Raw genomic sequence first — 25,337 nt, 5'->3', positions numbered from 1 at the left:
CAGAGCTATATTTAAGTTACCGAAGTTTAAGTTGCGAAATTACGCTGCGAATATAAGAATCAAGTCATCCCAGGAGGATGACATGAAGACCTCGATTATCGCCGCAGCCACCGCCGCCGTTCTTGCAAGCTCGCTCGCCGGTTTCGCGACCAGCGCTTCCGCACAGAACGCCGCGCCCGCGACCCAGGCGACGCCCGCTTCCCCCGCCCCGGCGGCCAAGGGCCCGGCGGGCGGTTCGGAAGATCATGGCGGCTGGCGTCCGAGCCCGGCCGACCGCGCCGCGCTGACCGACGCCCGCATCGCCGCCATCAAGATCGGCCTGAAGCTCACCCCCGAGCAGGAAAAGCTTTGGCCGGCGGTGGAAACCACCTTGCGCGACGTCGCCAAGGAGCGGGCCGCCCGGTTCGCCGCGTTCCAGGCCGAACGCAAGCAGGGCGCCAAGCCGGACGCGATCGAGCGTCTGCGCGATGCGGCCAAGGGGCTCAATGCCCGTGCGGCCGATCTGGTGAAGATCGCCGATGCGGCCGATCCGCTCTACAAGACCCTCGACGAGGGCCAGAAGCGCCGGCTCCAGATCCTCGTGCGCCAGGAAATGCCGCGTGGCCCGGGCCACAAGATGCACGAGGGCCGGCCGCATCAGCGCGGTTGATCCCGCACCCCATGGCGGCGCCGTGCGTGGCCGCCATGGGCCCTAAGGGAACAATCAAGACCGGTAGGAACGCGCGAACGCCAGCCTTCAGAGGCTGGCGTTTTTCTTTTGCGTACGGGAGGGAAGCGCCGGGTCAAGGCGTGCTCGGTCCCCAGCGGCTGACCCAAGGTGCCCTCGGTCGTCATCGCCGGAGAACCGCACGCAGGCACCACTCATGAACGTCACGCATGGACGACGTGACGAAGATTGATTTTTCGTTGGTTCCGCTCGGTCATAGTCTGCGTTAATCGGAGGCTGGCTTCCCCTGTCGGCGCGCTGCCAGGGCCTCTTGTTTGATTTCCGGGGCGGGACAATCCGCTCCGCGCCCCCAGGTGACCGGCAATGCGTTCTTCCATGGAACCCCACCCTCCGGCGCATGGTCTCGCCGCCGCCCCAGAGCCTGCCGCAGAATCACCCGCCGCCGAAGCGGCCGGCGCTCCGCGCAAGGGCGGCGCGGCGGTGCCGGTGCTTCTGGTGCTGTGCGCCGGATGCCTCATCGCTCTGATTTCGTTCGGGCCGCGCGCCTCCTCCGGCTTTTTCCTGCTGCCCATGTCGAACCAGTTCGGCTGGGGCCGCGACGTGTTCGGCTTCGCGCTGGCCTTGCAGAACCTGCTCTGGGGGCTCGGTTCGCCGTTCGCGGGGGCGATCGCCGACCGCTTCGGCATCGTGCGGGTGATGTGTGCCGGCGCGCTGGTCTATGCGGCCGGCCTTGCGCTGATGTCGGTCGCGATCACGCCCGGCCTGCTCAATCTCAGCGCCGGCGTGCTGGTCGGCTTCGGTCTTTCGGCCTGTTCGTTCAATCTCGTTCTCGCGGCCTTCGGCAAGCTGCTGCCGGAGCGCTGGCGCTCGCTCGGCTTCGGCGCCGGCACGGCAGCGGGCTCGTTCGGCCAGTTCCTGTTTCCCCCGCTCGCCACCGGGCTGATTTCCCAGGTGGGCTGGCAGGAAACGCTGATGGTCTTTGCCGCCGTGCTTTTGCTCGTGGTGCCGCTCGCGTTCGCGCTCTCGACCCGTGGCACCGAGGTGGGCCGGGGCGGGCCGGTGGCCGCTCCGCGCCAATCCATTCGTGGCGCATTGGGCGAAGCCTTCGGCCATCCGAGCTATGTGCTGCTGGTGCTGGGCTTCTTCACCTGCGGGTTCCAGCTTGCCTTCGTCACGGTTCACATGCCGGCTTACCTTGCTGACCATGGCATTACCGCCGGAGTCGGGGCCTCCACCCTGGCGCTCATCGGCCTGTTCAACGTGGTCGGTTCGCTGAGCGCGGGTGCGCTTTCGAACCGCTTTTCCCGCAAGTATCTGCTGGCGGCGATCTATGCGGCACGCGGCGTCGCCATTGCCGCCTTCATCCTGTTTCCGATCACCCCGCTGAGCTGCCTGCTGTTCGGCGCGGCGATCGGCCTGCTGTGGCTCTCCACCGTTCCGCCCACGTCCGGACTGGTGATGCTGATGTTCGGGACGCGCTACATGGCCATGCTCTATGGCTTCGCCTTTTTCAGCCATCAGGTGGGCGGCTTCCTAGGCGTTTACCTGGGCGGTGTGCTTTATGAGGCGTTCGGCTCCTATGACGTGGTGTGGTGGCTCTCGGTGGCGCTTTCCTTTGCGTCGGCGGCGATCAACCTGCCGATCCGCGAGCGGCCCGTGGAGCGCATGGTACCCAGCGGCGCTTAAGCGCTGGTCGCGCAAATTCCGGGATCTCCCGGTGGTTTCAAGACCTTGCGCGCCGCCGGCGGGTCGGGCGGCGGTGCCGGCCGGCAAAAGCCGGCTTTGCATCCTTGCTCCGCCCGGTGAGTCCGGTGCATGGTCTTTGTTAACCAAAATCGCTTATCGAAGAGTCATGCGAAGCATTTTCCTTGCGGCCGCCGGGTGGACCTTGATCGGGATAGGTTCGGCTGGCGCTCAGAGCCTCAATCCCGATCAGGCGCGCGCCTTCGTCGTGGGGCGGACGTTCGCGTTCAATTGCTTTGAAGGCACGACCGGTGCCGGCCGTATCTTCCCTGACGGTTCCGTTGCGGGAACCATTACGCTGCGCGCCCAGGGGCCGGCGCGCTATGTGCGGTTGCCGCCCAACACGGTGCGCGTGCGGGGCGAGAATGTGTGCGGCTTTATCGAGGGCATGACCTTCGAACCGTGCTTCGAGGTCAATAAGACTGGCGCCGCCACCTTCCGTGGGTCGCTCGCCGGGGTTGAGACCATGTGGTGCGAATTCACGCGCCTCGGCGCGGACACGCCGCAGGTCGCGACCCGCCGCCGACCCAAGGCGCGGGACAATGCGGTGGCGCAGACCTCCGCCGAATAGGCGGCCGGCAAGGCCGCTATCGCCGGGGGAATCGCGCAGCGTCAGTCTGCACCCGCGGTGGTGGGTCCCTCTTCCACCTCCTGGCCCAGATCCTATGCACCCGTTGCGCGTGCCGCAGAGGATCGGCCTTCGGCCAGCTCGCTCTCCTGCGGGCGGGCTTCTTCCTTTCCCTCGATGGCGGAGCGGTGGCGCATCAGTTCGCGTCCCACGTGATCCATGAAAGCGCGCACCCGCGCCGTTGCGCGCAGGTCGGGGTGGGTGACCAGCCAGAGGCTTGCGACCATCTCCGCATCCGGCGCCACCAGGCGCACCAAGCCGGGGGTCGCCGCGCCGATGAAGCACGGCAGCACCGCAAGGCCGATGCCCGCCGCCGCGGCTTCCGCGAGACCGAGCACCGTATTCACCCGATAGACGATGCGCTCGTCCCCGGCGCGCTCGCGCAGCCATTTCATGGCGCCGACTTGGGCGAAATTCTCGCTGAGCCCGACCCATTGGTAGGCCCGCAGGTTCGCGGCATCGAACGGGGCCTGGCTCAGCAGGTCCGGCCGGCCGTAAACGCCCCAGCCGATGGTTGCGATGCGCCGCCCCACCAGCGTGTCGCCGGGCCGGTCGCTGGCGCGGATCGCGATGTCCGCGTCGCGCTTGGTCAGGCTGAGGGATTGGTTGGAGACCAGCACTTCCAGCCGGATTTCCGGATAGGCGGCATGGAACGAAGCGAAGATCGGCGTGAGCAGGTGCACCAGCAGCGTATCGTTGGTGGTCACCCGCAATTCGCCGGAGGGTCGCAGGTCCTGACCTGTGATCCGCCGTTCTACGGAGAGGATGTCTTCCGCCATGCGATCGGCAAGCCGCACCATCTCTTCGCCGGTGGGGGTGGGGGCATAGCCGCTGCGCGCGCGCTCGAACAGGCGTGTGCCGAGCGATGCCTCCAGCGTCCCCAGGCGGCGAAACACCGTGGAATGATTGACGCCGAGCATCTCCGCCGCCCCCGCAAGCGAGCGGGTTTCGGCTACGGCTTTCACGAGGCGAAAGTCATCCCAGGCGATCATGTGTGCATCCGTGCAAACGAAACCAGGCAATTCAGAGTATGGCTGTGCGCGGGAGGAAAAGCTACCTAGGGACCAGTCCAAATCTCTGGAGGTTCAAATGATTGATCTTCGTACCGCTCCCTATGGCCTGTTTCTCCTGCGGCTCGCCCTCGGGGCCATGTGGGTGTCCCATGCCCTCATCAAGTATTTCGTCTTCACCGTGCCGGGCTTTGCCGGCTATCTCACGAACGTGGGAATGCCCGGCTTTCTTGCGCTGCCGGTGATCGGGGTCGAGCTGATCGGCGGGTTGTTGATCATCGCGGGCGTCTACGCCCGGCCGGTGGCGCTGCTGCTGATCCCGGTGATGCTGGGGGCGATGTCGGTGCACGTGGGCAACGGGTTCCTGTTCTCCAGCGCAGGCGGCGGCTGGGAATATCCGGCCTTCCTCGTGATCGTTTCGGTTGTGGTGGCGCTGGCCGGGGAGGGCGCGTTTGCGCTGCGGCCGGCGCAGGCGGGACGACGCCTCCATTTCGCCAGCTAAATGAATCGGGGTACTCAGCTAAGGGGAATCGCTTGCGGGCAGATCCCGCAATTTGATCCAAAATGGCGCGCTTTCACCCGGGTGGGTGAAAGCCGCCGTCGCCGATGGAGCGCCTTCAAAGGGCAAGAAAGTTATATGGTACCTAACTTTCGGTCCATTTTGATCGCCTTTTGCTCCAATTTGGCCGTTGCTGGAAAAAGCGGCAAAAAAATCACACGCACAATTAACGGCCTCTGGCATGAAACCTGCCGTCATATTTTCTTCCTTCGGCCTGCATCCGGAGGTGTACTTCAGCGGCGACGCCAAGTGCGGACGACAATTATTTCCCATTTTATTATATCAGTTTAGACAACTACGAGTAAAATATCGGAAGCAACATCACAATCCGAATTAAGGCGAAATATATTTTGCATCGTATATATCTATTAATAAAATATGCCACCGCTATTACATATTTTAATGAGCCGATTGAGCAAAAACACACGCCGTCTTGTTAAGCTTGTGCGCTGCCGCGAAGCATTGGGCGATTGACGCCAGCCGGGCCGACGGGCATAATTCAGGCTAGAAATTTCCAGGATTTTTGGGGGCTTTCGTGGCGGCTGAAGGCGACATCAGAGTGTCGAGCGTGAATGTGGAGCCGGGACTCTACATTCTGCGCTATGCCTCCGGCGCCGCTACCCGGCGGTCCCCGCTCGTAGAAGTTGCGTGCGACCCGCGCACTCAGAAATTCGTTTCCATCATATCCGATCCGCGCACTGCGGGCGGTGTGCTTTCGGGGCCCGGTGCGGCGCTTGTGGTTCGGGCTGTGGCTCCGGCCACTTTACGGCTGGCCGTCCGCGCCGCAGAGCCGGGCGGCTCCCTGGAAGCACGGATTACGCTGGATCCGGTGTCTCGGGTCGCTGGATCTTTGGCGCCTGCGGCCGAGCCCGCCGAGCGGGTGCCGTTTGGTGTCGAGCCTGTCGCTGCGGCGTCCGCGGCCACGGGTTCCTCGGCAATTCAGATTCTGGGCCACCTCGCACGGCGTGGTGATGTTCGGGTTGGTTCAGGCGAATGGTTGGGCGGGCCAGCGGCTCCGCTCCCCATCGAAGGCGTCGCGATTGCGGGCGTGCCGTCTTCGTTCGGTCTTGAATATCAGGTACGGAGCGGCGTGCGTAAGGTGCAGTGGTCCCCCTGGGTGCCGGCGGGCAGCTTTGCGGGGTCTCGCGGCCGAGCCATGCCTCTTTTAGGAATTCGATTCCGTCTCGGGTCTACCGGAGCGGAATTGCGGGCGGAAGCCCTGTTTCTCGGCTCACCTGTTGTGTCGCGTAGCGGGTCTGAGGTGGAGCTGGTTGGATTGTCGGATCGTGATCCGATGGTTGGACTGTCTTTGTCCTTGTCGGACGCTGACTTGAAATACGCGGGTGATGTTTCACCCGTGACGCGAGATGCGGCAGCCAAGGTTCGTGTATTTAGGGCTGGTGCTCTTTAGAAATTCAATTTCTTGATTTCGTCACGCTGAAGGCGAGCGGCGTGGTGGGGGTGTTTCATGGCAATATATAATCTGACCGAAGCGCAGTTGGTGGATGGAGCCTCCGATCAAGGGTGGGAGCCTTTGACCGATAGCGGAGTTATTACCCCAGAGCAGCAGGAGCAGATCATTGCCGCGCTGACACAGGCCGGCGTCTATAGTGATACGGATCCTACCGCCACGGCAACTATCGAAGCGCACACCTCCGGCGGTACGGGCGAAATCCCGACGGATCCTGATGTCGATGCGGTCATCTATGAGACGACCGATAGTGTGGAAGTGGACATTCCGGACACCAATTCCGCGGCCGGCCTGATCTATGTGACCGGTAGCGGCGACGATGTTCTGGTCACCAGCGCCAGCTCGACGGTGCTGATCGCCGGCTCCGGCAGCGACTTTCTCGATGCCTTCTCGACCGGCAATGTGCTTTACGGCGACGACGGCGACGACGGTCTTATTTCCGAGGTCAGCGGCAACACGCTTTATGGCGGTGGGAATGACGACTTCCTCGCCACCACGATCGGGTCGAACCTGGTTTATGGTGACTCCGGGAATGACAGCATCACTGGCGGCTTGCAGGGTGAAGCCGGCGTCGGCGTCGACACGCTTTATGGTGGCGACGGTGCGGACTCCATCACCTCGATTGGCACCTACAGCCTGATGTATGGCGACGCTGGCGCCGATGACCTGACCGGCTATAGCGGCCAGGACACGCTTTACGGCGGCGCCGACAATGACGTGCTGACCGTCGCCTCGGGTAACAACCTGCTGTACGGCGACGCGGGCAATGACACGCTGAATGGCGGTACCGGTGCTGGCACGGATACGCTGTATGGTGGCGATGGCGCCGACGAGCTGAGCGCCATTGGCAGCCACGGCTTGCTGTATGGCGACGCGGGCGCGGATGTCCTTCAGGGCTTCAGCGGCCAGGACACGCTGTACGGCGGTGCCGACAACGATTCACTGACGGTGTCGACCGGCAGCAACGCGCTGTATGGCGATGAAGGGGACGACACGCTCAATGGCGGGTCCGCCGGCGGCGTGGACACCCTTTATGGCGGTGACGGTGCGGACTCCCTTACCGCGCTGGGCACCGCTGGTCTGCTGTACGGCGGGACCGGCGCGGATTCGCTGCGGGGCTTTAGCGGTGCGGACACCCTCTACGGCGGTGACGATGCCGACACCCTGACGGTGGATTCCGGCTCGAACGTGCTTTACGGCGATGCCGGCAACGACAGCCTGACCGGCGGCACGGGCGCCCTCCCGGGCGTTGGAAGCAATCAATATTACGGTGGCGAAGGTGATGATCAGATCATTTCCGTCAATTCCTACTCCTCCCTCTATGGTGGAGCGGGCGCCGACGACCTGACCGGCTTCAGCGGCAGGGACACGCTCTATGGCGGTGACGATGGCGACAGCCTGGTCGTCGCAAACGGCAGCAATCTGCTCTATGGCGATGCCGGCGACGACACCATGTCCGGCGGCAGCTCTGGCGGCACGGACACGCTTTATGGCGGTCTCGGCAACGACTCGCTCTACGCCGTCGGTTCGCATGGATTGCTGTACGGTGACGCTGGATCGGATGTGCTGGTCGGCTATAGCGGGCAGGACACCCTCTATGGCGGCGACGACGGCGACAACCTGATCGTCGGAGCGGGTAACAATTTCGCCTACGGCGGTGCCGGCGGCGATACGATCCTGGGCGGCGTCGGTGGCGTGTCCGGCGGGAGCGTGAACCAGCTCTACGGCGATGACGGTGCGGACAGCATCACGACCGTGAATGTCTATGCCTCCGTGTATGGCGGCAGCGGAAACGACACGATCGTTGGCTTCAGTGGCCAGGATACGCTCTACGGTGGCGACGACGACGACACCATCTCGGTCGCCTCCGGAAACAATGGCCTGTACGGCGATGCGGGCAACGACGTGCTGACCGGCGGCAGCGGCGGCGGGACGGATACGCTCTACGGCGGCGCCGGTCTGGACAGCCTCTATGCCACCGGTTCTCATGCGCTTCTGTACGGCGATGCCGGCAACGACAGCCTGAACGGCTTCAGCGGCCAGGATACGCTCTACGGCGGCACCGAAAACGACAGCCTGACGACCTTCGACGGCAATAACCAGCTGTACGGCGGCTATGGCGACGATACGCTGGTCGGCGGAACGGGCGCGGCCGCCGGCATCGGAACCAATCTGTTCCACGGCGACGACGGCAACGACACCATCACCTCGGTCAACTCGTATTCGCTGCTCTATGGCGATGCCGGCAACGACGTCCTGAACGGCTTCAGCGGCCAGGATACGCTTTATGGTGGTGCGGACGACGACAGCCTGACCGTCGCCTCCGGAAACAACCTGCTGTTTGGCGATGCCGGCAATGACACGCTGAACGGCGGCAACGGGGGCGGTACGGATACGCTTTACGGCGGCGCCGGTATCGACAGCCTCTATGCGACGGGATCGCATGCCATCCTGTACGGCGATGCCGATGCGGACAGCCTGAACGGCTTTAGCGGCCAGGATACGCTCTATGGCGGCACCGATGGCGACACGCTGACGACCTTTGACGGCAACAACCAGCTGTTCGGCGGCTATGGCGACGATACGCTGGTCGGCGGAACGGGCGCGGCCCTTGGCGTGGGAAGCAATCTCTTCCACGGCGACGATGGCAACGACACCATCACCTCGCTCAATTCCTACTCGTTGCTTTATGGCGACACCGGGAATGACGTTCTGAACGGCTTCAGCGGCCAGGATACGCTCTACGGCGGTGATGACAGCGACACGCTGACGGTGGCCACGGGCAACAACCTGCTCTACGGCGACGGCGGCTCCGATCTCCTGTTCGGTGGCGATGGCATCGGCATCAATACGCTGTTCGGCGGCCTGGGCGATGATCAGCTCTACAGCGGCGGATCCAATGGCCTGATGTATGGCGATGCCGGCAATGACGTCATCCACGGCTTTAGCGGCGCGGATACGCTGTACGGCGGCGACGACAATGACAGCCTCCAGGTCATCACAGGCGGCAACCTGCTCTATGGCGATGGCGGCAACGATACGCTGACCGGCGGCACGGGCGGCAGCGTCGACCATCTGTTCGGCGGCGCCGGGTCCGACTATCTCACATCGCTTGGCACCCATGCCGAACTCTATGGCGATGATGGCGCCGACACCCTGACCGGCTATTCGGGCCAAGACACCTTGTTCGGTGGCGCCGGCAACGATCAGCTGGTGGTGGTGAGCGGCAACAATCTGCTCTACGGCAACGACGACAACGATTTCCTGACGGCCGGCTCTGGCAATGACACGCTGTACGGCGGCTCCGGCAACGATCAGCTGAACGTGCTTGTGAACGGTACGTCGAGCCTCTACGGCGGCGATGGGAATGACGCGTTCTTCTTGGCCTCCCACACCGGTGACCATACCATTGATGGCGGGATCGGCAGCGACACCTTGTATCTCTTCGGTCGTGACTATAATCCGAGCGACGTCAGCACCAATCCGTCCACGGGCCAGACCACGATCACCTTCTCGGATACGGGTCAGGTCATCACCGTGGACAATGTCCAGGATGTGTACTTCGTGGGTTCGACCACCCAGCACATCACCTTGCCCGGCAGCTGAGGCGCAGACGCAGCTGCTTGCACTTGACACTCTCAAGACGCCCCGGCATTGCCGGGGCGTTTTTGTTTCCTGAAAGACCGCTGTATGTTCGAGGGCCTTTATTCGCGCCTGTTACGACTGGAAGGCGATGTGGGAAATCGCCGGATCTTCTCGCCGTGGGCTTACCAGGTGGTCCGCGAGCAGCAGATGGTGCCGATCGTGCACATGGAGGCGCTTGACCTCGCGGCCTGGTATCCCCTCGTGTGGTTGCGAGACGAAAGGGGCGCCGAGCTGTTTGCGCTCCGCTCGTTTTTGACCCGGGGCGAGGGGCACGCACCCAATGCGCTGCGCATCACCCGTGCACTGCCGCTGCTCCTCCAGGCCTATCCTTTCGCCAGTCCGCCAGACCAGCCGGCCAGCAGTGTGTTTGTGGATGATGCGGTCGCCGACGAACCGGATAATAACGGGGCGACGATACTGGCGCCAAACGGAACTCCAAGCAAAGCCAGCACGCAGCGCATCTATGCCGCCGCCTATTTTCGCTCCGCCTATGACGTCACCCGCGAAATGAGCGCGCATCTGGATGGCGCCGGCTTGCTCGAGCCTTGGGTGATGGGATTGCCCGAGAATCCCCCCCTCGGCCCGTTTCCCGCATTCCTCATCCTGCGGCCGAACGCCTTTGCCAGCGATGCGTTCCGGCCGTTCGTGCAGACCTTCGGCCTTGCCGGCATGCGCCTGCTGAACGCGCATGCTCTCTCGCTCTATCGCGCGAGCGTGCTTTACCAGAATGCGCGGCGGGCCCTCGCGCCGCGGCAGCTTGCAGGCCTCGCCTCGGCGTGAGAAGAGAAATCGTGGATCAGGATATCTTCGCCTTTCGGCCCATTCGGCAAAGTGAGACGAGCCTCTGGTCTCGCCCGCGCAGTTTTGGATTCACCGAGGCGATGGAGCGCGTCGCGCTGGCCGAATCCGAGCTGCTCCAGGCCAGCCATCACCTGCCGATCCTGGTGGAAACCACGCGCCAGAAGGTTCAGGTCGTGGCAGGCTTGGCCGCGCGCCTCCTGCGGCACCCGCTCATGGATGGCGAGGGGCGGTGGTCGCGTCCCTATGTGCCGCTGCGGCTGCGCTGCCTGCCGTTTACCATTGCCCTGACACCGGGCGAGGGCGAGCCCAAGGTGACGGTGCTGGTCTCCGACATGCTGTTGTCGACCCAGATGCAGCCGGAAGGTACGCCAATCGTTAATGAGGACGGCAGTCTGGTTCCGGCGGTGGTCGAGCTGATGCGGCTGCTGTTGCGCGCGGAAGCCGGGAACGCAGCCCTCGCTCTTGCGGCGGAACAATTGATCCTTGCCGACCTGTTGTTGCCCGTTGGCCCCACACGCGAAGGGGGTACGCTCTGGACCGTCGCGACAGAGCGCCTCGCGGCGGTCACGGCGGCGCGTGCGGCGCTGCTGGCGAAACCCACGATGCTCGCCGCGCAACTGCTGTTCTGCCTGCTGTTCTCACGCAGAATGCTGCATGCGAATCTCGGGACCGAGGTCCACCGCATTGAGACGCAGGAGACCGGAACGTCGCAGGCCGTTCCCGCCGCCGATTCGGCTAATCTCAGCGCCCTGAATTTTGCGATGGACGAAAGCGATCTCGTGCCCCTGGATGCCTTGGCTGCAAACGGGGCGGAGTCGAACTGAGCATGCCCACCGCCCTGTTCGTGCACAATAGTTTCCCGGCGCAATATCGGCATCTGGCGGCCGCGTTGGCAGCCCGGCCGGGGTGGCGCGTTTTCGCCTTCGGTTCGAACACGGCTCTGCCCATGCCGGGCGTGACCTTGCTGAAGTATAATTTCGAACCGGAACTGCACGGCGCCGAGGGCGTCCATCCGTTTGCGCGGCGCTTCAATAGCGAATGCTATCGCGCTGAACAATTGATCTATCTGTCCAATGCGGTCCTCAGTACCGGTGCCGAGCCGGATATTATCTATGCGCATCCCGGTTGGGGCGAGACCTTGCCATTGCGGACCATTTTCCCGCGCGCGAAGATCGTGATGTTCTGCGAATTCTTCTATCACGCGCACGGCGCGGATGTTGGGTTCGACACGGAATTCCCGCAGTTCGGAATGGACGGGCTGGTGCGCATCGAGATGAACAATGCGACCATGGCACTGTCCTTGCTCCAGGCGGACGTGGGCGTGGCGCCCACCGAATGGCAGCGCAGCGTCTATCCGGCGGAAATGCATGGCAAGATCAAAGTCATTCATGATGGCATCGACGTTGACGATGCCATTCCCGACCCCAATGCGCAGCTTGTACTATCCGGCGGTGCGGGCGCGCTACGGGCGGGTGAGAAGATCATCACCTATGTGGCGCGCAATCTTGAGCCCTACCGTGGTTTTCATATCTTCATGCGATCCTTGCCCGAAGTACTCGATGCCCACCGCGATGCACGGGTGTTGATTATCGGCGGCAATGAGGTGTCTTACGGCCGGCGCTCGGTGGACGGGCGAAGCTGGCGCGACGTGTTCGCGGCCGAAGTTGCCGGGCGCCTCGATATGTCCCGGGTATTCTTTCTTGGTCCCGTGCCGCGCAAAGCCTTTCTGAAGGTGCTTCAGGTCTCCGCGGTGCATGCCTACCTCACCTATCCGTTCGTGTTGTCCTGGTCCCTGCTTGAGGCGATGTCCGCCGGGTGCCTGGTGGTGGGCTCGGATACGGCGCCGGTGCGGGAAGTCATACGCGACGGTCGAACCGGCCTGCTGACGCCGTTCTTCTCGCACCACTTTCTCGCGCAGAGGATGATCGAGGTGCTCGACAATCCGCGGGCGTTCGATGGTATCCGGCGCGAAGCGCGGGCGAGTGTGGTGCGCCGCTATGCGGTAGCCGATTGCGTTCAGCGTCAATTGGCGCTTGCCGATGATCTGCTGGCATTACGATAGGTTAACGGTCTTCAATGGGCAGATGACAGCCCCCTGACCGCAGCGCAGCAATGTGCTATGCTGGGTGCGTCGAAATCTGGGATTGCGTATGACCCGAGCGAATTCCCCAACGTTTATTGCGATCCGAGATCTCATTCCGGCGTATGTCGGATTGTTTCTTTTGAGTGCTTTTATCCCGATCTTTTTTCTTGTCGGACCCATGTTTGGTTATCTGGTGAGTTCGCGTGTTCTGCCAAGCCGTAGCCTGAACTCGCTAGTTGTTCTTGTAATTATTGCGCTGTTCTTAATGGCGATGGGCGCCATCATCGACCATATCCGGGACAAGGCGCTCGGCCGCATCGGCATTGCGCTGGATGCGCGTCTGAGCAAGACGTTCTTCGCTACGCTGCACCGTGAGGACGCGGCGAACAGATTGACGCCGACCACCCTCGCCGACCTGGATTTCGTACGGGAGTTCCTGACGGGCCGGGTGGTGACGGGGCTATTCGATGCCCTGTGGTCGCCGGTTCTCATCGCTTGCCTGTTCATGATTCACTGGCTCTTCGGCGTCCTCGCGCTGGCCGCGCTGGCTACCCTGAGCGGCTTGTCGCTGTTCAGCCAATGGGTGGTGCGCGAGGATAGCACGCGCTACGTCAAGGTCGCCGGCGCCGCCAACGAATTCGGCGCTGCCCTGTCGCGCAATTCGGAATCGGCGCGTGCACTGGGCATGATGCCCCCTTTGCGCGATCGCTGGCATTTGATGCATTCGGCGATGCTCGGCTGGCGTGAGGAGGCGGGACGGCGCGCGGGGATCATTCGCTCGGCTTCGCGTTTCGTGCACACCACCCTTTATGTTGCGGTTTTCGCCATGGGCGCCCTGCTGGTGATGGACGAGCAGGTGGAGCAAACTGCCATGTTCATCGCTCTGATGCTGATGTTGCGCGGCGTCTATCCCGTGGAGGCCCTGATCTCCAGTTGGGAACAGATCAGCCGGTTTGCGCCCGCCCGTCACCGCCTGGACGAGGCGTTCCTGGGAGCCGAGCGCGCGCAGCGCATCTCCCTGCCGCGCCCGGAGGGGCCATTTATCGTATCGCGCATCTGGGGCGCCGCGCCGGGGAGCGACAAGGTCATCATCAGCGATGTGTCGTTCACGGTTTATCCGGGCCGCGTGCTCGCGATCGTCGGTCCGTCGGGCGCGGGCAAATCCTGCCTGGCGCGGCTGCTGGTGAATATCTGGACCCCGCGGCGCGGCACCATCTCGCTCGGCGATCACGATTTCACCCATTGGAACCCGGACGAACTCGGGCGCCTTGTGGGATATGTACCGCAGGACGTGGATTTCATGCCCGGCACCGTGGCGCAGAACATCGCGCGCTTCGATCCGGTGCAATGCGAAGACACGCAGATGCTGGTGGAGGCGGTCGAAATCGCCGGCGTCCAGGATTTGATCCGCAGCCTGCCGGACGGTTTCAACACCCCGATCGGTCCTGGCGGATATGTGCTCTCAGGCGGCCAGCGTCAGCGCATCGCCATGGCGCGGGCGGTGTTCGGCAATCCCTATCTGATTGTCATGGACGAGCCGAATGCCAATCTCGATTCGATGGGAGAGCAGGCGCTCGGGAGCGCAATCCAGCGCCTGCGTTCTGCCGAAAAGGTGGTGATATTGGTGACCCACCGCATGAGCTTGCTCGCGTTCTGCGATGACCTCCTGGTGCTCAACGGGGGCGCGGTTCAAGCGCATGGGGATCGGGACAATATCGTCAACCGCCTGCCACGCCTGAAGGCCACGCCTGCCTTGACGGTGATCGGCGGCGACCGCGACAATCGGGAAGCGGAAGCCTGATGCTCGACAATTCCTATCTCCTGAAGGCGCCGGTGGCGCCGAGCGACTGGAAGGCCGTGCTTTCCTGGGGTTACCTGCTCGTGGTCGTGTCGCTGGCGGGGACCATTGGATGGGCCACCTTCGCCCGCATCGACAGTGCGGTGATCGCCAACGGCGTGGTCTCCGTGGAATCCAACCGCAAGACCATCCAGCATCTTGAAGGCGGCATCGTCGGCGAGATCCTGGTGCGGGATGGCAGCGTCGTGAACGCTGGCGACGTGCTGCTGCGCCTTGATCCCACCCGTTCCGAGGCGACGGTGCAGCTTTACCGCAAGCAATTGGCGCAGGCCCTGGTGCTGGAAGCACGCCTCGAAGCCCAGAGCAACATGGCGGACAGCATCACGTTCCCCCCCGAAGTCACCGCCATGATGAGCGACCCGATCGTGATGGATGCGGTGAACGACAATAAGAAGCAGTTCGAGGCCCGCCGGGATTCCCTGCGCGGAACCCTCAATGTCAACGCGTCGCAGGCTCTTCAGGCGCAGCGGGATATCGAGCAGGCTCAGATTCAGCGCACCAACAACCAGGAACAGCTAGTGACCGTGAACCAGGAACTGGAGGCGCTCCGCGAGTTGAAGGCCAAGGGGCTCGTCTCCGTGCCCCGGGTCGCGGCCACCGAGCGTCAGCAGCTCACCATGCAGGGCCAGATCGACGCCGCCACCGTCGCGGAGGCCAAGGGCCAGGAGCGGCTTCGCGAGCTCAGCGCCCAGGCCGAGCAATTGCGCAAGGATTACCGTCAGGAAGCGGCCAATCAGATTTCGGACGTGCGCAAGACCATTGGCGATGCGCGTCAGCAGATCGTCGTGGCGCAGGACGCCCTCACTCGCATCGAGATCAAGGCGCCGGTTTCGGGCGTGGTGCAGCAGCTGAAGGTGTTCACCATCGGCGGCGTGATCCGCCCGGGCGACCCGATTATGGATATCGTGCCCGCCTCCGACACGCTGGTCATCCGCTCCAAGGTGCTCCCCGTCGATATCGACCGGGTGCTCATAGGCGAGGACGTGCGGATTCAGCTGCCGCAGTTCCGGTCCTATGGCAGCATGTCAATGAAGGGCAAAATCCGCACCGTCAGCGCCGATGCGCAGCAGGATTCGCCGACAACCGCCTCCTATTATGCGGTGGAGGTGGATGTGGATCGCAAGTCTATCCCCGAGGAGATCAACGACAAGCTCATGCCGGGCATGAATGCAACCACCATCATGCCCACCGGCCGGCGCACGGTGATGCAATATCTGCTGAGCCCGCTGATTGATCGCCTGTCGACCGCCCTGCGCGAGCGCTGAGCGCGCAGGGTAGTCTCCTCTGTTCAAGCTGAGGGGTTTGTCAGCACCGGCGCTCCCGCGGGACATCCTCCCGCGGTTCAGTCGCAGGCTACGCGGGCGCGTGCCCATACGCGACCGATCGCCCGCAACCGGCCGGAGCGATCCGCCGCCGGTTGAGAGCCATTCCCGATCTCAAAGACGGGCGGCGGCGCCTTAAATCGCACTGGGGCTGTGCATTTCGGTCATGTGTCGCAGCCGCCGCCCGCTCGCGCATGCCGGCATCAAAGGCCGGCCGGCCAGTTCCGCGGCGGCTGGGGTTCGGCAATCCGCGGGATGGGGCGCACCGGCGGCCAGCACAAGGCGCTGTAGGGTTCCCCGTCCCGGGTCAGGATGGGATTATAGAGCAGGTCATGTGCAAGCGCGGCGCTCCAGCGCGCGCGCAGGCTGCGCAATTCCCGAGCCCGGGCGGCCGCCAGCGGCGAGCGGCCGAGCGCGGCCGTGCCCATTCGCCCCGGCGCGAGGTCGCGCACCACGGCGTTCGGCGTCATCACCAGGCGCTGGCCGCGGGCTCGCAGCCGCAGGCTGGCGTCGATGCCGGCGAAAAAGGTCGGGAACCGCAGCCCGTCCAGCCCGCCGAGATCGCGCAGGAGCGCGGGCCGCAGGGCCACGCAATCGAAGCTGAGGGCCGAGACTTCGTGCGCCACGCGCAGCAGGTCGCCATAGCCGGGGTCCGAGATTCGCCGGCCGGCAAAGGCGCGCACCACATCCAGATTGGGGCCGAGCACATAGCCCGCGTCGCAGACATTGTCTTCAGCATCGATCACCAGCGGGGCCACGGCGCCCGCGTCGCGCCCTTCCAGGCGGCAGCGCAATTCGTCAAGCCAATCCTCATTGAGCGGAGCCATGGCGCCGGACAGGAAGATCACCGACTGGCTCTGCGTGCCCGCCACCACCGCATTGAAGGTTTCCGCGCCGCGCGGATTGGCCCGTTGCAGCACCTTGACCTTGGGCAGCGGGGACAGAAGCGGTGCCAGGGCTGGATTCACCTTTCCGGGCGGCAGGATGATGATCAATTCCCCGTCGATGCGGCGCAGGGCCGGCAGCGCCGCCCGCAGGCAGCGTTCCGCCAATGCGGGATAGGAGGCCGCGTCCACAACCAGCTCGACGCGGGTGCGTGGAGGCGCCCGGGCGATGCGCACGGCGGGCAGGCATTCGCCGATCGCGATCGCCTGCCGGGCGATCTGCTTGGTGGCGGCGAAATGCTCCGCCGTGGCGCGGTTCAGCGCCGCGTGTCCCCGTCGCAGGCACGCCGCCGGCACCCGCGCCAGTGCGCCCGGCAAATGAACGATAGCGCCCACCGGCAAGGGATGAAAATCGTAAAGGAAATTGGCCAGCCGGAACACGGAATTGGCGCCGCGCTTCAGCGCCGTGCGCAGGGCGGCCGTGCGCAGCACGAAGCAGCGGGCGGCGAAGCCCTGTTCCAGGCTGCGTTCATAATCAGCAGCGGGCAAGGCGAGCGGCCACACCGTGCCGTCATCCTCTTCCACGTCCACGTCGGCGAACAGCATGATGGCGCGGGGATGGTCCGCCAGCGCCTGTTCGATCCGTGCCACCGCGCCGGGCCGCAGGCGCGCGCCGGCGGGGAGAAAGGCGAAGGCGGTGCTGTTGTGTGCCTCGCCGGTCATGAAGGCGCCGAGCGGCGCGGGATCGAAATTCGCCTTGGCGCTGTCGCTCGGCAGTGCGCCCGCAACCCATTGCCCGCCTTCGTTCTGAAGTGCGGCGAACGAAACGTCGAGCGCGTCCTCCCCCAGAAAGAGCAAAGCGATCTGGTCCGCTGCCGCGCCTTCGGGCCGTACGAACGCCGGTGCGGCGGGCTGCGCGGCGCACCAGTCCTCGTATCGGGTGAAGGGGAGGGCGCGCGGAAACAGCGTGTCGTAAAGCTCGACGCGGAGCGCTTCGGGATGCCGGTCCGATCCATCTGCTGGAAATTCGCGCTCGATCAGGGCGCGCAGCGGATCGGCGAAGGCCAGGAAGGGCACCGCGCCGCCGCCCACCGGCTGTCCATTGCCCACGGCTTGCCCGGCACCAAGCCCCTGTCCGGCAGCCATCTCCTGCGCGCTGCCAGCCGATGGGCCGGCAAGGGTGAAGACGGCCTGATGCAGGCGCCCGTCGGCGAGACTGTCCGGCAATTCCAGATCAAAGCCGCGCACCGGCTGAAGCACACCATCGGCGAAGGCGCCGGCCCAGCGGTCCGCCGGCACGTCCATCACCGCCGCGCCATCCACCGTCACCGAAATGCGCGGGGTGGCGGCATCCTCGCCCGAGCCGGGCTGGCGCACCCAGCCGCGGAACCTCAGATGGCCCAGCCATTCCACATGGCCGCGCGCGGCCTCGCCGGTTGGCTCGACGGGCTCGGTGAGGGGCAGCACTTCGTCCACATTGGCGAGCCGCGCCTCAAAGCGAGTGGCGCTGGCATGGACCGGGGCGGGCACCACAAACTGGAATCCGTAGCAGCCATCTCCGATGCCGGCTTGCGAGAGCAGGGGGTGGAACAGGTCCGCACGGGTGACCTGGAGCGGCACGCCGTCCACCAGCAATTCCACCACGTGGCGCCGCGTGAGGTCTTCCGGATCCAGGACGAAGCCCGAAAATCCGGTCTCGCCCGAGGCGCCGAATGCCGCCCGCACGCCGCACGCCATGGGCACGCCGATCGCCGCCAGCTCGGACGGGGCAGGGAGAGCGGAATTCATCGCGGGGGCAGGCTCCTGATCCAGTCGAGGATGTACTGGACAGCTTCGGAATTTGCCATGTCCGGCGCAAGCACCAGATCGCCCACGGCGCCGGTGCCCACGCCGAAGAAGGCACATGGTAAATCACTTCGCCCCGCCGCCATGGCGAGCGGATGGCCGAGGCCCTCGCGGTCGGCGATGACAATGCGGCCGATCTCGAGCGCGGCCATCAGGTCGGCAGCCTCGTGGGCCGGCACGCGGCCCAGCACCACCAGGTCGGAAAGGCTGCCAAGGGCCCGGTCGTCGAGGCTGGAGCCGAACACGAACATGGCATTGCCCGCGCCCGCCGCGGCCAGAGCCAGGGCAAGCGCCCGCACAAGCCCATGGGCGCGGGCTTCCGGATGGGGCAAGAGGAGACCGACCGGCGCATCGCTCAGCGGCACGGTCGCCCGCGCGATGGTCCGGAACGGGCCGGCCGCGTCCTTCACCTTCCACGGCAGCACGAGGCGCTGACCGCGCACCGCCGTCGCGATCTGCTCATGGGCCGGCAGCACGGCCGTGATGGCCGGCTCGGCGAAGGCGGGCCAGAACCGGGCGGTCGTGCCAGGGCGCACCCGCAGCGCATGGATGCGCACCTCGATCGCAACACCGAGGCCGCAGAGACTCTGCCACAGCGCGTCCGGCAGCGCTTCCTGGCCGAGCACCTCGATGCGGGCGAGCGGGCGCCGCGCGAGATCGGCGGTGAGCGCCGACATCCCCTCGGGGCGCATCAGGTCGAAACGCAGATTTTGCGGAAAGCCGCTGTCCGAGGCTGAAAGCCACAGGTGCCATGCGCCGGGCCGGCCCTTCAGCTCGGCCCGCAGCACCGGGCCACCCTCGGCTTCGGCCCGCGCGCGCAACAGGGCGTCCGCGGCGTCGGCAAGGTTCGGCCCGTGCACCAGCAGGCGCACCGGGCGAGGGTCCGGGGGGAGGTCCGCTTCGATGGCGGCGCGGACACTGCGCAAGGGATCGGCGGCCACGAAGCTGCCGCACGCGGCCTCATAGGTGGGAAACGCGGCGCCGAGGCGCTTGAGGTTGCGCACCACAAGGCCACGCTTCTCGCCTTTGAAGGAGCGCGTGCCCTCGTGCCCCACATAAAGGTCGGCCGCGCAGACATTGCGCCAGCCGAAGGCGCGGGCGCGCAGGCAGAAGTCGGCATCTTCCAGATAGCCGCGCCCCCAGCCTCCCGACAGATGGCCGACATCGTCGAGGCAGCGGCGGGTGATGTAGAGGCAGAAGCCGATGCCGCTCGGCAGGTCGATCACAAGGCCGCCATTGGCGCGTTCGGCGCTCGCGTCGATGCGCGCCAGTTCCTTGGGGTCGGGCAGGGGATTGGTGCGGAACGGAACAGGCAGGCTCACGAACTCTCCATTATTGGAGAGCGGCACCACGGTTCCGATATCGTCGGCGCCGTAGGCGGCGGCGCGCAGCCGTTCGGCAAACCGCGCGGGCAGCACCGTATCGGCGTTCAGCAGCAGGATATCTCCGTGCGGAATCGCGGCGATGCCGCGATTGACCGAGCGCACGAAGCCGAGGTTGAGCGGGTTGTCCAGGATCTCGAGATGGGGCGCCGAAAGCTCGGCCAGATAGGCGCGCAGCCCCGCGTCCGGCGGATCGTCCGCGACCAGCACAATACGGGTGTCGTGCGTAGGGCGATGCGCCAGCACGCTTTCGATGCAGCGCTGCGTCGCGGCCGCATCGTCATGGACCGGAATGAGGATGGTGAGGCGGTCGCCCCGTCCATCCTGCGGGGCGGACACACGGCGGGTCGGGATCGGCTCCGGCGCGGTCTGTCGCAGCAGGCCGAACTGCTGGTGTCCCACGCGCACGAACACATGGGCGTCCGCCGGCGGCAGGGAAAGGTCGACCGTGGCGGCGCGGCCGAACGGCGTGGCGAAGGGGTGGTCGTCCTGCGGGTCGAGCGCCCAGCTTTCCTGTCCCTCCGGGGTGAGGAAGACCAGGGTGGCGGTTGCGCCCGCCGGCCAGGTGGCGAAACCCTGCAGGCGGCCGGCGGACCATTCGAGATGGGAGAATGCCGTGTGGCCGAGCGCCCGCAAGGCGCGCAGCGCGGCGCCGCGCAAAGCGGGATCGGTGGCCGTGCCCGCCAGGTGCATCGCGGCCTGCTCACGCTCTGCGGCCGTGCCGTGGCTGAACAGAATGGCCGGCGCGGTGCCCTCTCGTGGATCGAGCGCGATCAGCCGGCGCGCGACGCGCACGGCGCCTTCGGGCCGGCCCAGCATCAGATAGGCATGGGCGAGGCGCAGCAGGTCGGCCGGCGTGTCCACCGCTTTGCCGCGCGTGTCGCGCTCGGCCTCCGCGAGGGCGATCAGCGGACGTGCTGCCGCCTCGGCGGCATCGGCTTTCAGCCCGAGCAGAAGTGACGCGCGTGCGGTGTGCGGGCCCGATCGCGGCGTGCGCTGGTCCACGGTCCCGGTCACCGGCGCGGACCCATGGGCCGGGCCTAGGCCGTGCGAGCGCGGGGCGCGGTTTCGCGCGGATCTTGCAACAGCGTGGCTTGCGGGGTGCCGGACAGGCAATCCCTGGCCAGATCCATGCCGCCGACGAGCGCCAAGACCCACAAATCGTAGGAGCCGCCCTTCATGGCGCGGACTTCGCGGAACCCGGCGGCCACCAGCTTGTCCGCCAGCCGGCGCAACGTGAAGCCGGTGTTATGGGCCATATGGCCCTGGCCGGCGGCAATCGAGGCGGAATGGCCGAACAGCATGTCCAGCGCCGTAATCGGCCCGGCGGGAGAGACATAAGCGACCTCTTCCAGCCGGCCATCAACCACCAGCTTCGCGATGCTGGCGATGTCGGGGCAGGTGATCAGGGCGAAGCCGTCGCCGCGCAGAATCCTGCGAAACTCCGCCATGGCCAGCGGCACTTCGTGGGCATGCAGATGCTCCACATTGTGCGAGGACCAGACGGCATCGAAGCTGCCATCCTTGATCTGCGGCATGGAGACCATGGTGCCGACGATGTCGGGTGACACGCGTGGCTCGATATCAAGACGGATCTCGGTCCATTCTTGGCGATGAAATGCCGGGTGAAGCCCCTTGCGTGACGCAGGCCCGGATCCGACGTTGAGGACCCAGCGCTGCAGGCGCTCATTCACATCCGCCGGCAATTATCGCCTCCCTTGCCGCCATTCCGGCGGCTCATGGTTGTACCACAGTGGGCTCTTACGCCCCGGTTTCCATCGCTCGGAGGTAGAAATGCTCGGAGGTAGAAATTCGTTCCAGAATAACATGATGCGCCTCTTTCTGCCAGCGGAGGGCGCGCCTTAGCGGTGTCATCGCGACGTTGCGGATTGTGAGGTACGGTGTTGGGGGTTTTACGCGTGCGGGCCTGAATGAGCGCTCGGTAAGGCTGCATCTCATTCATGATGCAATGAAAAATTGCCGGGCAAAAAAGAATCAGGCCCATAAAAAAGGGGCCCTATGCGGCCCCTTTTTTTCGTTCCATTCGCAAAACTTTGCGTGAGCGGTGCCCTCAATTGCTCTTCTGCCCGTCCGCCTTCGGGACGTCCGCCTTAGGAGCATCGCCGGGTGCCGGCGCATCCGCTTTCGGGGCGTCAGTCTTCGGGGCGTCAGCCTTCGGGGAGTCCGCCTTCGGGGCATCCGTCGGGGGAGCATCCACCTTGGGAGCCTCCACCTTGGGGGCATCGGCGGGGGCAGGAGACTCCGGGGCTGGCTTGTCCGCACTGGCCTTCCCGTCGGCGGGCGTGGCCGGAGCCGGGTTTGCCTGCGCGGGCTGGGCCTCCGCCGGCTTCACATCTTCCGCCTTCTTCTGCGATCCATCGGCGGAGGGGGCGGCTTCCGGCGTCGAGGTGTCGAGGCCGTCCTTGATCTTCTTGACGATCTTGTCGAGATCTTCCGGCTCGGGCTTCAGGTCGCGGGCGTGGTTCCACTGGAAGGTGGCTTCCAGCCGGCGCCCAACCTTCCAATAGGCATCGCCGAGATGGTCGTTGATGGTCGGGTCCTGCGGCTTCAGCTCCACCGCGCGCTCAAGGTCCGAAACCGCGTCGTCATAGCGGCCGAGCTTGAAATTGGCCCAGCCGAGGCTGTCGACGATATAGCCGTCGTCGGGCCGCAGCTCCACGGCCTTGCGGATCATGGCGATGCCCTGGTCGAGGTTGGTGCCCTGATCGACCCAGGAATAGCCGAGATAGTTCAGCACGTGGGGCTGGTCGGGATAGAGCTGCAGCGCCTTCGTCAGGTCGGCCTCGGCCGCCGGCCAGTTCTTGCTGCGCTCATTGCAGATGCCGCGGAAATAATAGAGCGCCCAATTCGCGCGGGTCGGGTCCGGCAGCAGGGCGATCGCCCTGCTATAGGTAGCCGCGCATTCGGCGAACATCTTGCGGCCGCGCTCGATGCCGGCCAGCGCGACCAGCGCCTCCAGATCCTTCGGATTGCTCTTGATGAGCGCTTCCAGGTGCTTGCGGGCCTCGGCCGTCTTGTCGGTGGCGTCGAGATTGATCGCCAGCTGCACCTCGGCATTGCGCTTCAGCGGCGAGGAGGCGGGGATCTTGTCATAGACCTGGATCGCCTTTTCCGGCTGCTTGAGCTGCTCGTAGAGGTCCGCGAGCGACAGGCCGGCCAGCGGGTGGTCGGGATCGAGCCAAAGGCCGAGTTGCAGATAGACCAGCGCGAGGTCCTCGCCGCCCTGGCGCGCGAGCGCCGCGCCGAGCCCGTAGAGCACTTCGGCCGCGCCCTCCTGGGGCGTGCGCACGAGCGGGGGCAATTGATGCCCGGCCTCAAGCTCCTTCAGCGCGGCTTCCACCAGCGGGTGGCGCGGCATCAGCTTGTCGAAATTTTTATAGGCCGCGATGGCCGCCTCGGTCTCGCCATTGCGCGAGGCCCAGCGGGCATAGGCGTCGATCGCCCGCAGCGTGACCGGCTCGGTCTTGATCGCCAGTTCCAGGCGCTTGCCGGCTTCCTTCTTGTTGCCACTGGCGTCGAGGATCAGCCCGGCATGCAGGTTCTTGAAGCTGGCGTACCAGTCCGGCCCCTGCAGGCGGTCGATCATCTCGACGCCGGCCTTGGGCGTGCCGGAGCCGACCATGGTCCAGGCAGCAAGCAAAGTGGCGGTGAGATCGCCGATCGGGCCGCGCACCGACAGGGACAGATTGGTCCGCGCGGTGGTGTATTTCGCCGCCTTGATGGCGCGCGTCGCCAGGGCGAGGCGGGCGATGCGGTGGGAGCGATCCACCTTCACCAGCCGGTCCGCGAGCGGCATGGCTTCTTCGACGTCGCCGTCCACCAGCATGGCGAAGAAGGCGCGTTCCACCACCTCGTCATTGCGCGGATCGAGCTTGAGCAGCGCGCGCAGATAGGCCACGGCGGCCTCGGTGTCGCGTTCCGAGCCGGCGAGGCGCGCGGCCAGATAGCTGCCGGAGAGCGTGGCATCGGAGATGGGCGGGAAATCGGCCCGCGCGGCGCCGGGCGCCACTGCCACCAACGACACGCAGAAAGCGGCCGCGATGGCCAGGGGCGAGCGAATGAGCGAAATCTTCACCGGGCAGAAATCCTGGAAGGAGCGTGGGGCTGAGAGAAACCGCGCCACATGGCGGGAGGATGGCGACTTTCCACGAACCTCGCAAGTTACGTCAGCGGTTCTGTCTTTCGACACCGCTTGCGGTCCGCGGGCCGCCGCGCCATAAGCCAAAATCATGCAAAAGCTTGTGGCGCGCGCTCCGGCAAAGGTCAATCTGACATTGCGCGTCCTGCGCCGGCGCGCGGACGGGTTTCACGATCTCGCGAGTCTCGTGAGCTTCGCAGGGGCAGCTGACCTGCTTTCCCTAGCGCCAGATGCGGCGTTCGGCCTCGAAGTCACCGGGCCAACGGCGCCGGCCGCCGGTCCCCAGGGCGAGAATCTGGTGCTGCGCGCCGCCGATGCGCTTCGCCAGCGGGTCGCGGGGCTGCGGCTCGGCCGGTTTCATCTCGTCAAACGCCTGCCGGTTGCGGCCGGCATCGGTGGCGGCTCCTCCGACGCGGCGGCGGCCCTGCGCCTGCTCGCCCAGCTCAATGCCCTGGACCTTGGCGATCCGCGCCTCGTCGACGCTGCGCGGGCGGTGGGCTCGGATGTGCCGGTGTGCCTCGCGCCGCGCGCGCGCATGATGCGCGGGGTGGGCGACCAGCTCTCGCCGCCGCTCGATTTGCCGCCGCTGCCGGCGGTGCTGGTGAATTGCCGGGTGGCGGTGCCCACCGCGCCGGTGTTTCGCGCGCTTGGCCTGCAACCGGGCGAGGACCTGCCCGGTGCGCCCCATGGCGCGTGCGTGCCGGCCGAACGGGCGGCATTGCTGGATTTCCTCGCCTGCACCCCCAATGATCTGGAGCCGCCCGCGCAAAGCGTGGCGCCGCAGATCGGGCATGTGAAGGCCGTGTTGCAGGCCGATCCGCGCGCCCGCTTCGTGCGCATGTCCGGATCGGGCGCGACGGTCTTCGCGCTCACCGACACCTGCCGCGATGCCGCCGCCCTCGCCAAGGCCGTGAGCGCGGCCCATCCCGAGTGGTGGGTGCGCCCCACGGTGCTGCGATGACCCTGCTTGCCTATATCGTCGCGGCGCTCGCCGAGATCGCCGGCTGCTTCGCCTTCTGGCACGTGGTGCGCGCAGATGGGTCCCATTGGTGGCTGATACCCGGCTTCGCGAGCCTCGCGGTCTTCGCCGGCGCGCTGACGCTGGTCGATGCCGCCGCCGCCGGGCGGGCGTTCGCGGCCTATGGCGGCATTTATATCGTCGGCTCGCTGGCCTGGATGTGGGGCGTGGAGGGGGTGCGGCCGGATCGCTATGACACCGTCGGCGCCGCGCTGTGCCTTGCCGGCGCGGCGGTTATCGTGTTCGGGCCACGCGGCTGAGG

General features: G+C 65.6%; 17 protein-coding genes. 12 read left to right on the top strand and 5 right to left on the bottom strand.

What is annotated here, in order from left to right; genetic code table 11:
• The first annotated feature begins 82 nt into the window (after positions 1-82).
• The 3 genes from V5F78_RS15495 to V5F78_RS15485 all read left to right on the top strand — a co-directional run bounded on the left by V5F78_RS15495 (position 83) and on the right by V5F78_RS15485 (position 2,981).
• Positions 83-649, top strand: a complete 567-nt coding sequence (locus tag V5F78_RS15495; RefSeq protein ID WP_394071176.1) for a Spy/CpxP family protein refolding chaperone — start codon at positions 83-85, stop codon at positions 647-649.
• Between the two features lie 381 nt (positions 650-1,030).
• Entirely contained in the window at positions 1,031-2,353 is a 1,323-nt protein-coding gene (locus V5F78_RS15490; RefSeq protein WP_394071177.1) for an MFS transporter, read from the top strand.
• A 166-nt stretch (positions 2,354-2,519) separates the two neighbouring features.
• The gene (locus tag V5F78_RS15485; protein WP_394071178.1) at positions 2,520-2,981 is read left to right on the top strand and encodes a hypothetical protein; all 462 of its coding nucleotides are present in this window, start codon (positions 2,520-2,522) and stop codon (positions 2,979-2,981) included.
• 92 nt (positions 2,982-3,073) lie between these two features.
• On the opposite strand, the gene V5F78_RS15480 is transcribed toward V5F78_RS15485, so the two are convergent.
• Positions 3,074-4,030, bottom strand: a complete 957-nt coding sequence (locus V5F78_RS15480) for a LysR family transcriptional regulator (RefSeq protein WP_394071179.1) — start codon at positions 4,028-4,030, stop codon at positions 3,074-3,076.
• Positions 4,031-4,127: 97 nt separating this feature from the next.
• Between V5F78_RS15480 and V5F78_RS15475 the strand changes: the two genes are divergently transcribed.
• The 7 genes from V5F78_RS15475 (at position 4,128) to V5F78_RS15445 (ending at position 15,730) form a co-directional block, all read left to right on the top strand.
• On the top strand, positions 4,128-4,550 hold the full coding sequence (locus V5F78_RS15475) for a DoxX family protein (RefSeq protein WP_394071180.1): 423 nt from the start codon (positions 4,128-4,130) through the stop codon (positions 4,548-4,550).
• A 1,525-nt stretch (positions 4,551-6,075) separates the two neighbouring features.
• Positions 6,076-9,684 carry a beta strand repeat-containing protein gene (locus tag V5F78_RS15470; RefSeq protein WP_394071181.1) on the top strand — a complete coding sequence of 1,203 codons (3,609 nt, stop codon included), beginning with the start codon at positions 6,076-6,078 and terminating at the stop codon, positions 9,682-9,684.
• Between the two features lie 48 nt (positions 9,685-9,732).
• Complete coding sequence (locus V5F78_RS15465; RefSeq protein ID WP_509276240.1) at positions 9,733-10,503, top strand: SapC family protein; 771 nt, start codon at positions 9,733-9,735, stop codon at positions 10,501-10,503.
• An 11-nt stretch (positions 10,504-10,514) separates the two neighbouring features.
• On the top strand, positions 10,515-11,348 hold the full coding sequence (locus tag V5F78_RS15460) for a SapC family protein (RefSeq protein WP_394071183.1): 834 nt from the start codon (positions 10,515-10,517) through the stop codon (positions 11,346-11,348).
• A gap of 2 nt (positions 11,349-11,350) precedes the next feature.
• A complete protein-coding gene (locus tag V5F78_RS15455) occupies positions 11,351-12,586 on the top strand; it encodes a glycosyltransferase (RefSeq protein WP_394071184.1) in 1,236 nt (411 codons plus the stop codon).
• 88 nt (positions 12,587-12,674) lie between these two features.
• The gene (locus V5F78_RS15450) at positions 12,675-14,408 is read left to right on the top strand and encodes a type I secretion system permease/ATPase (RefSeq protein ID WP_394071185.1); all 1,734 of its coding nucleotides are present in this window, start codon (positions 12,675-12,677) and stop codon (positions 14,406-14,408) included.
• Positions 14,408-15,730, top strand: a complete 1,323-nt coding sequence (locus tag V5F78_RS15445; RefSeq protein WP_394071186.1) for an HlyD family type I secretion periplasmic adaptor subunit — start codon at positions 14,408-14,410, stop codon at positions 15,728-15,730. The genes V5F78_RS15450 and V5F78_RS15445 overlap by 1 nt, the downstream gene beginning before the upstream one ends.
• 260 nt (positions 15,731-15,990) lie before the next feature.
• Here V5F78_RS15445 and V5F78_RS15440 read toward each other — a convergent pair whose 3' ends face one another.
• From V5F78_RS15440 to V5F78_RS15425, 4 genes are all read right to left on the bottom strand, one after another.
• Positions 15,991-18,459 (bottom strand): glycosyltransferase family 2 protein, encoded by a 2,469-nt coding sequence (locus tag V5F78_RS15440; protein WP_394071187.1) that lies wholly within the window; start codon positions 18,457-18,459, stop codon positions 15,991-15,993.
• A complete protein-coding gene (locus V5F78_RS15435) occupies positions 18,456-20,915 on the bottom strand; it encodes a glycosyltransferase (protein ID WP_394071188.1) in 2,460 nt (819 codons plus the stop codon). Before V5F78_RS15435 ends, V5F78_RS15440 begins: the two co-directional genes overlap by 4 nt.
• A 23-nt stretch (positions 20,916-20,938) precedes the next feature.
• On the bottom strand, positions 20,939-21,469 hold the full coding sequence (locus V5F78_RS15430; RefSeq protein WP_394071189.1) for a class I SAM-dependent methyltransferase: 531 nt from the start codon (positions 21,467-21,469) through the stop codon (positions 20,939-20,941).
• A 500-nt stretch (positions 21,470-21,969) separates the two neighbouring features.
• Positions 21,970-23,994, bottom strand: a complete 2,025-nt coding sequence (locus V5F78_RS15425) for a tetratricopeptide repeat protein (RefSeq protein ID WP_394071190.1) — start codon at positions 23,992-23,994, stop codon at positions 21,970-21,972.
• Between the two features lie 154 nt (positions 23,995-24,148).
• On the opposite strand from V5F78_RS15425, the gene V5F78_RS15420 reads away from it, so the two are divergent.
• Together V5F78_RS15420 and V5F78_RS15415 are read left to right on the top strand one after the other, a co-directional pair.
• Entirely contained in the window at positions 24,149-25,018 is an 870-nt protein-coding gene (locus V5F78_RS15420) for a 4-(cytidine 5'-diphospho)-2-C-methyl-D-erythritol kinase (protein WP_394071191.1), read from the top strand.
• The gene (locus V5F78_RS15415; RefSeq protein WP_394071192.1) at positions 25,015-25,335 is read left to right on the top strand and encodes a YnfA family protein; all 321 of its coding nucleotides are present in this window, start codon (positions 25,015-25,017) and stop codon (positions 25,333-25,335) included. Before V5F78_RS15420 ends, V5F78_RS15415 begins: the two co-directional genes overlap by 4 nt.
• Positions 25,336-25,337: the final 2 nt, after the last annotated feature.

It is taken from the genome of Roseixanthobacter glucoisosaccharinicivorans (assembly GCF_043195095.2).
Classification (GTDB): domain Bacteria; phylum Pseudomonadota; class Alphaproteobacteria; order Rhizobiales; family Xanthobacteraceae; genus NCEH01.
This window is presented reverse-complemented; position numbering and strand designations above follow the sequence as displayed.

Coding starts and splice junctions, on each gene's coding strand:
- V5F78_RS15445 (WP_394071186.1), top strand. CDS start 14,408: ATGCTCGACAATTCCTATCTCCTGAAGGCGCCGGTGGCGCCGAGCGAC.
- V5F78_RS15420 (WP_394071191.1), top strand. CDS start 24,149: ATGCAAAAGCTTGTGGCGCGCGCTCCGGCAAAGGTCAATCTGACATTG.
- V5F78_RS15490 (WP_394071177.1), top strand. CDS start 1,031: ATGCGTTCTTCCATGGAACCCCACCCTCCGGCGCATGGTCTCGCCGCC.
- V5F78_RS15480 (WP_394071179.1), bottom strand. CDS start 4,030: ATGATCGCCTGGGATGACTTTCGCCTCGTGAAAGCCGTAGCCGAAACC.
- V5F78_RS15485 (WP_394071178.1), top strand. CDS start 2,520: ATGCGAAGCATTTTCCTTGCGGCCGCCGGGTGGACCTTGATCGGGATA.
- V5F78_RS15475 (WP_394071180.1), top strand. CDS start 4,128: ATGATTGATCTTCGTACCGCTCCCTATGGCCTGTTTCTCCTGCGGCTC.
- V5F78_RS15415 (WP_394071192.1), top strand. CDS start 25,015: ATGACCCTGCTTGCCTATATCGTCGCGGCGCTCGCCGAGATCGCCGGC.
- V5F78_RS15455 (WP_394071184.1), top strand. CDS start 11,351: ATGCCCACCGCCCTGTTCGTGCACAATAGTTTCCCGGCGCAATATCGG.
- V5F78_RS15470 (WP_394071181.1), top strand. CDS start 6,076: ATGGCAATATATAATCTGACCGAAGCGCAGTTGGTGGATGGAGCCTCC.
- V5F78_RS15440 (WP_394071187.1), bottom strand. CDS start 18,459: ATGAATTCCGCTCTCCCTGCCCCGTCCGAGCTGGCGGCGATCGGCGTG.
- V5F78_RS15450 (WP_394071185.1), top strand. CDS start 12,675: ATGACCCGAGCGAATTCCCCAACGTTTATTGCGATCCGAGATCTCATT.
- V5F78_RS15495 (WP_394071176.1), top strand. CDS start 83: ATGAAGACCTCGATTATCGCCGCAGCCACCGCCGCCGTTCTTGCAAGC.